Raw genomic sequence first — 5,955 nt, 5'->3', positions numbered from 1 at the left:
AACCTCCTCATTATAGTTAGGATTTTCTCCCATGTTTGCAGGACAAAAACTCCCCCAGGTGACCTTTCGCACCCGTGTCCGTGACGACAGCATTGAAGGCCCCAACCCCTTTCGCTGGCAGGACATGACCACCGCCGACTACTTCGCAGGCAAACGCGTGATCCTGTTCTCGCTGCCCGGCGCCTTCACCCCGACCTGCTCCACCTACCAGCTGCCCGGATTCGAGAACGGTTTTGACGACTTCAAGGCCGAGGGCATCGACGAGATCTACTGCATGTCGGTCAACGACAGCTTCGTGATGAACAAATGGGCCGAGGCTCAGGGCATCAAGAACGTCAAGGTGATCCCCGATGGCTCCGGCGAGTTCACCCGCAAGGTCGGCATGCTGGTCGCCAAGGACAACCTCGGCTTTGGCATGCGCTCCTGGCGCTATGCGGCCATCGTCAACAACGGTGTGGTTGAGGCATGGTTCGAAGAGCCGGGCCGCGATGACAACCACGCCGAGGATCCCTATGGCGAAAGCGCGCCGGAAAACCTGCTGAAATACCTCAAGGAGAAAGTCTCCGAGGCGGCGTAACCCGCGCCCGGCACTCTGGCAGACAGGAACCCCCGCGACGCCGCCCCGTCGCGGGGGTTCTTTCGTATAGGTGCATTGACCTAACGGCACCTGCCATTGCGCATTTGCAAACAGCGACGTATATGCCCGCCACACCGGTCGCAGCCTACCCGGTCAACAAAACAAGGACTGAAAACTTGAAAACACTTGTCATCTGCTCTGGCGGGTTGGACTCCGTGTCCCTCGCCCATATGGCTGCCGAAACCCGGCAGCTCACCCGTCTGGTCTCCTTTGACTATGGCCAACGCCATAAGAAGGAGCTGGATTTTGCCCGCGCCGCTGCCGAGCGCCTCGGCGTGCCCTTCCACCTGATCGACATGCGCCCGATTGGCGCCGCGCTCAGCGGTTCGGCGCTGACCGATGATATCGACGTCCCAGATGGCCATTACGCCGAAGAGACGATGAAGATCACCGTGGTGCCCAACCGCAATGCCATCATGCTGTCGATCGCCTTTGGCATCGCGGCTGCCAATGGCGACGATGCGGTGGCCACTGCCGTGCATGGCGGCGATCACTTTATCTACCCCGACTGCCGCCCCGCCTTTACCGAGGCCTTTGACGCGATGCAGCAGGCGGCCCTGGACGGCTATGCCAATACCCGGCTCTGGACGCCCTTCGTGCATCGCTCCAAGGCCGATATCGTCACCGAGGGCGCGCGCCATGCCACCCCCTTTGCCGAGACCTGGTCCTGTTACAAGGGCGGCGAGACCCATTGCGGGCGCTGCGGCACCTGCGTTGAACGGCGCGAGGCCTTTCACCTGGCCGGTGTGACCGACCCGACCACCTATGCCGACCCGGAGTATTGGCGCGAGGCCATCGCCAAGCAGGAGCAGAGCTGATGTTTCGCATCACCAAGGAGTTTCATTTCTCCGCCTCGCATCAGCTCAGCCACCTTCCCGATGATCACCAATGTGCCAGGCTGCATGGGCATAATTACGTGGTTGTGGTGGAACTGGCGGCGCCGGAGCTGAACGCCGACGGGTTTGTGCGTGATTATCACGAGCTGGCCGCGCTCAAGACCTATATCGACGAGAGCTTCGACCACCGGCATCTGAACGACGTGCTGAGCCTCCCCTCCACAGCCGAAAACATGGCGCGCCATTTCTATCAATGGTGCCATGAGCGCTGGCCCGAGGTGAGCGCGGTCAAGGTCTCTGAGACGCCAAAAACCTGGGCGGAGTATCGGCCCGAGGTGCAACAATGACCCTGCGCATCGCGGAAATCTTTGGCCCCACATTACAGGGCGAAGGCGTGCTGATCGGCGAACCCACGGTGTTCGTGCGCGCGGGGGGCTGCGACTATCGCTGCAAATGGTGTGACAGCCTGCATGCGGTGGATAGCGCCTATCGCGACACCTGGGCGCCGATGACGGCCACGGAGATCATGGCCGAGGTCCGTCGCCTGTCAGATGGTCAGCCGCTGACGGTTTCGATCTCGGGCGGCAATCCGGCGATCCAGGATTTTGCGCCGCTCATCGCCCTTGGCAAGGCCGAGGGCTATCGTTTCGCGCTGGAAACCCAGGGCTCCATCGCGCAGGATTGGTTTGCGGCGCTGGATACGCTGGTGCTCAGCCCCAAGCCGCCCTCCAGCGGCCATCGCACCGATTGGCTCAAGTTCGAGCGCTGCCTGACGGCGGTCGGGGACGCGGCCCAGACGGTGCTGAAGATCGTGATCTTTGACCAAAACGACCTCGCCTATGCCCGTGCCACCGCCGCGCGCTATCCGCAGCTGCCGCTGTTTCTGCAACCGGGCAACCCGGAGGTCGACCCTTCGCAGCCGGTGGATCTGGAACAGGCGAGCTCCAGGCTGCGCTGGCTGATCGACAATACGGTCGGCAAGGGCTGGTTCGCCCCCCGTATCCTGCCGCAACTGCATGTGCTCGTCTGGGGCAACATGCGCGGCGTCTGAGCAATTGGAAATCTGATATGACCGATAGTATCTATAGCAATCTCAAACAGTTGGGTGGCGCGACCGTGTTGCCCGACAGCCCCGAAAAAGCCGAGCTGGAACGGGTGCCCAACCCGCAGGCCGATGTGGCCTATAACGTGCGCTTCACCGCGCCGGAGTTCACCTCGTTGTGCCCGATGACCGGGCAGCCCGACTTTGCCCATCTGGTGATCGACTATGTGCCGGGGCAATGGCTGGTGGAGAGCAAATCGCTGAAGCTCTACCTCGGGGCTTTCCGCAATCACGGCGCCTTTCACGAGGATTGCACCGTCTCCATCGCCCGGCGGCTGGCGGATTTTCTGGAGCCGCAATGGCTGCGCATCGGCGGCTACTGGTATCCGCGCGGTGGCATCCCGATTGATGTGTTCTACCAGACCGGCCCCCTGCCCGTGGGTGTCTGGATCCCGGATCAGGGCGTACCCCCCTACCGCGGACGCGGCTAGACAAAGGGCCCTCATGTCGCATTCCCAAGTCGCCCCCGGGTTGTTAAGTTCGGGGGCGACCGCGATGGGGGACCGGCCATGACACAGCCCTTGGGAGATCTGATCGTCTTTGACGCCGAGTGTCTCTTCTCCCCCGGCTTTGCGCGTTTCATGACCCGCCATGATCGCGCCGAGCGATTCCGCTTTGTCGCGGCGCAGTCCCGGACCGGTCAGGATATCTATCGCGCCCATGGGCTGGATCCCTTTGATTGGTCCACAAATATCGTGATCGTTGACGGCACGGCCTATACCAAGCTCGCCGCCTTTTGCGCTGCCATGCGGGTGATCGGCTGGCCGTGGCGTGCGCTGGCCCTGTTGCGGCTGATCCCTGCCAGCCCGGGTAACTGGATCTATGATCGCATCGCCCGCAACCGCTACGCCTTTGGCCGCCGCAGCTGCCCGCTGCCCTCCGCCGCGCTGCGAGGGCGGCTCATTGAATAGCGCTCTGCCCGCACGACGGGTTCTGGTGCTGGGCGGCTACGGGGTCTTTGGCGGAAAGCTCTGTGCGGCACTGTCCCAGACAGCCGGGTTTGAGGTTCTGGTGGCCGGACGCGCGCTCGATAAGGCGGCGCGCTTCTGTGCCGATCACGGCGGCGCGCCTCTGCAACTGGATCGTGCCTCCCCGACGCTGGCGGCAGAGATCTTCGCTTGCGCGCCCGATATCGTGATCGACGCCGCCGGACCGTTTCAGGCCTATCAGCAGGATGGCGCACCCTATGCGCTCGTCCGGGCGGTGATCGCGGCGAAGGCGGATTACATTGATCTCTCGGATGATGCGGCGTTCTCGGCCGGGATCCGGCAGCTGGATGCAGAGGCCCGCGCCGCCGGGGTTGCGGTGATCTCCGGGGCTTCCAGCGTGCCCGGGCTGTCCTCTGCGGCGGTCACGGAGCTGGCGCGCGGGCTGAGGTCCATTGCGCGGATCGAGACGGCAATCCTGCCCGGCAACCGGGCGCCGCGGGGTCTTTCGGTGATGCGCGCCATTCTCGCTCAGGTCGGCCAGAAAATTCCCGTCACCCGTGGCGCTCAGTCCACAGAGGTCATCGGCTGGGCGGGCGGCAAACGCGAGCGGCTGAGCCTGCCCGGTACGGCAGAAATAAGCCGGAATGCCGCCTATATCGGCGCGCCCGATCTACAGCTGTTTCCGCAGCATTTTGGCGCGCCCACGGTGCTGTTTCGGGCGGGGCTGGAGCTGCCGCTGCTGCATCACGGCCTGTGGCTTCTGGGCCTGCCGGTACGGGCGGGGGTGCTGCGCAGCCTTGAGCCGCTGGCACCGCTACTACGCCGGATTGCGCAGCTTTTTGAACCCTTTGGCAGTGATCGCGGCGGCATGAAAGTGCGGGTGTGCGGCCGCAACGAGGCCGGTCAGCACGAGGAGCGGAGCTGGACGCTCATCGCAGGCGCCGGGGATGGGCCGGAAATCCCGACGCTGCCAGCCCGGGCTCTGTGCCATAAGGCGCTGGCGGGCAAGCTCGCACCCGGTGCGCGCCCCTGCCTTGCAGAGGTCACGCTGGACGAGATTTTGGCCACCGCAAAGGGTCTGTCGCTCCAGAGCGGCAAAGCCTCGCAGCCCCTGGAGCCCGTGTTCAGGACTGCGCTGGCAGATCGGTTTGACGCGCTTCCCGCACAGGTGCGGCAACTGCATGACACCGTCGATGCGGCGGTCTGGCAGGGCGAGGCGCGCGTGGACACCGGTCGCTCTGTCCTTGCCCGGGTGCTGTGCCGGGTGATCGGGTTTCCCGCCGCCAGCCCCTCGGTGCCGCTGCGGGTCGAGATCCAGCGCGAGGGCGATCACGAGATCTGGACCCGTCACTTCGCCGACAAACGGTTCCATTCGGTGCTCAAACCTCATGGCTCGCCCGGCAGTGGCCAAGTCACCGAGCGGTTTGGCCTCCTGCGCTTTCAAATCGACCTCAGCGCCGCTCCGCAGGGGCTTGGCTTTCCGGTCAGCCGAGGCTGGTGCCTTGGCCTCCCCCTTCCCGGCTTTCTGCTGCCCCGCAGTGACACCGCGGAATTTGAGGAAGATGGCAGGTTTTGTTTTGATGTCACGGTAGGCATGCCCCTTGCGGGGGTGATCGTGCGGTATCGTGGCTGGCTCAGGCCGCTGTAAGCGCTTCGGCCACGGCCAGCTCTGCCATTTTCAAAATCGCGTCGCGGTTCTCTGCCACCGCGATAAAGCGGCCGTTGTGGCAGAACTTCGCGCCCGCAACGCCGCTGGCCTGTTCCAGCGCGGCATCGGTAAGACCAGCCCAGGCCAGCGGCAGATCGGCGCGATTGGCAAAGGTGTCACCGTCCAGGCGGATGGTGGTCAGGGTCCAGTCACTGCCGCGCGGATGCAGCACAAAGAGCAGATGATCCGCCCCCGCCTTGTCGACGGCAGAGCGGAAGGGCATGCCCATCGGCAGCTCCAGGATCGGCGAGTCGCCCGCCTTGGTGATCGCCTCCAGCACCATGGCTTCGGCGCGGCGCTTGGCGGCCTTGCGCCGGATCGTGGCCTCGACAAAGCTGCGCGCGACAGCCAGCGCTTCGGCGAAGGCGCGATCCTCGGCATCCGGGTCGCGATCATCAAAGACCGGTTTCAGCGTTTCCAACAGCGCGGGAAGCGTCAAATCCGCGAGCGGCCCGGCGACCGAAGGATCGACCGCGCCATTGTCCATCAGGTCGATCGGCAGCACAAAACTGGCGTCAAAGCTGGCGTGGATATCCGCCAGATCCGCCTGCGGCACCTCCAGCGCGCTCAGGTATGCCATGCCGAAGTGTTTCCAGATCAGACCAAAGGAGCTGAAGGGATGGCCATCGTCGCGCTTGGGAGCGTCCTTCTGGTGGTGGTCAAAAATCCCGCGGTCGGGATCATAGTCACGCCCGACATCATAAATCACCCGATCCGCCGCCGGGGTGATCCAAGCCTCGTCG

Annotated in this window: 8 protein-coding genes; 7 read left to right on the top strand and 1 reads right to left on the bottom strand. The window is 64.1% G+C overall.

From position 1 onward, the window contains the following. Window positions 1-31 precede the first annotated feature (31 nt). From HCZ87_RS19250 to HCZ87_RS19220, 7 genes are all read left to right on the top strand, one after another. Window positions 32-577, top strand: coding sequence for a peroxiredoxin (locus HCZ87_RS19250; RefSeq protein ID WP_167646495.1), 546 nt, complete (start codon window positions 32-34; stop codon window positions 575-577). A 176-nt stretch (window positions 578-753) separates the two neighbouring features. Then, window positions 754-1,455 carry a 7-cyano-7-deazaguanine synthase QueC gene (gene queC, locus HCZ87_RS19245; protein WP_167646493.1) on the top strand — a complete coding sequence of 234 codons (702 nt, stop codon included), beginning with the start codon at window positions 754-756 and terminating at the stop codon, window positions 1,453-1,455. Beyond that, window positions 1,455-1,820 carry a 6-carboxytetrahydropterin synthase QueD gene (gene queD, locus HCZ87_RS19240; protein ID WP_167646491.1) on the top strand — a complete coding sequence of 122 codons (366 nt, stop codon included), beginning with the start codon at window positions 1,455-1,457 and terminating at the stop codon, window positions 1,818-1,820. Before queC ends, queD begins: the two co-directional genes overlap by 1 nt. Continuing rightward, complete coding sequence (queE, locus tag HCZ87_RS19235; protein WP_167646489.1) at window positions 1,817-2,524, top strand: 7-carboxy-7-deazaguanine synthase QueE; 708 nt, start codon at window positions 1,817-1,819, stop codon at window positions 2,522-2,524. Before queD ends, queE begins: the two co-directional genes overlap by 4 nt. 17 nt (window positions 2,525-2,541) lie before the next feature. Beyond that, entirely contained in the window at window positions 2,542-3,006 is a 465-nt protein-coding gene (gene queF / locus HCZ87_RS19230) for a preQ(1) synthase (RefSeq protein ID WP_167646487.1), read from the top strand. Between the two features lie 78 nt (window positions 3,007-3,084). Further along, window positions 3,085-3,486, top strand: a complete 402-nt coding sequence (locus HCZ87_RS19225) for a thiol-disulfide oxidoreductase DCC family protein (RefSeq protein WP_167646485.1) — start codon at window positions 3,085-3,087, stop codon at window positions 3,484-3,486. Beyond that, the gene (locus HCZ87_RS19220) at window positions 3,479-5,152 is read left to right on the top strand and encodes an SDR family oxidoreductase (RefSeq protein ID WP_217701978.1); all 1,674 of its coding nucleotides are present in this window, start codon (window positions 3,479-3,481) and stop codon (window positions 5,150-5,152) included. Before HCZ87_RS19225 ends, HCZ87_RS19220 begins: the two co-directional genes overlap by 8 nt. Here the strand turns inward: HCZ87_RS19220 and HCZ87_RS19215 are convergent. After that, window positions 5,139-5,955 (bottom strand): MYG1 family protein (locus tag HCZ87_RS19215; RefSeq protein ID WP_167646481.1); only part of this gene is annotated, 817 nt, incomplete at its 5' end. The two genes, HCZ87_RS19220 and HCZ87_RS19215, sit on opposite strands and share 14 nt — an antisense overlap.

The sequence above is a fragment of the Phaeobacter sp. HF9A genome, assembly GCF_011806385.1.
Taxonomy (GTDB): Bacteria; Pseudomonadota; Alphaproteobacteria; order Rhodobacterales; family Rhodobacteraceae; genus Epibacterium.
This window is presented reverse-complemented; position numbering and strand designations above follow the sequence as displayed.

What these genes read in the sequence shown, in the direction of transcription:
- queE (WP_167646489.1), top strand. Translation starts at nt 1,817, where the DNA reads ATGACCCTGCGCATCGCGGAAATCTTTGGCCCCACATTACAGGGCGAA.
- queD (WP_167646491.1), top strand. Translation starts at nt 1,455, where the DNA reads ATGTTTCGCATCACCAAGGAGTTTCATTTCTCCGCCTCGCATCAGCTC.
- HCZ87_RS19225 (WP_167646485.1), top strand. Translation starts at nt 3,085, where the DNA reads ATGACACAGCCCTTGGGAGATCTGATCGTCTTTGACGCCGAGTGTCTC.
- HCZ87_RS19250 (WP_167646495.1), top strand. Translation starts at nt 32, where the DNA reads ATGTTTGCAGGACAAAAACTCCCCCAGGTGACCTTTCGCACCCGTGTC.
- queF (WP_167646487.1), top strand. Translation starts at nt 2,542, where the DNA reads ATGACCGATAGTATCTATAGCAATCTCAAACAGTTGGGTGGCGCGACC.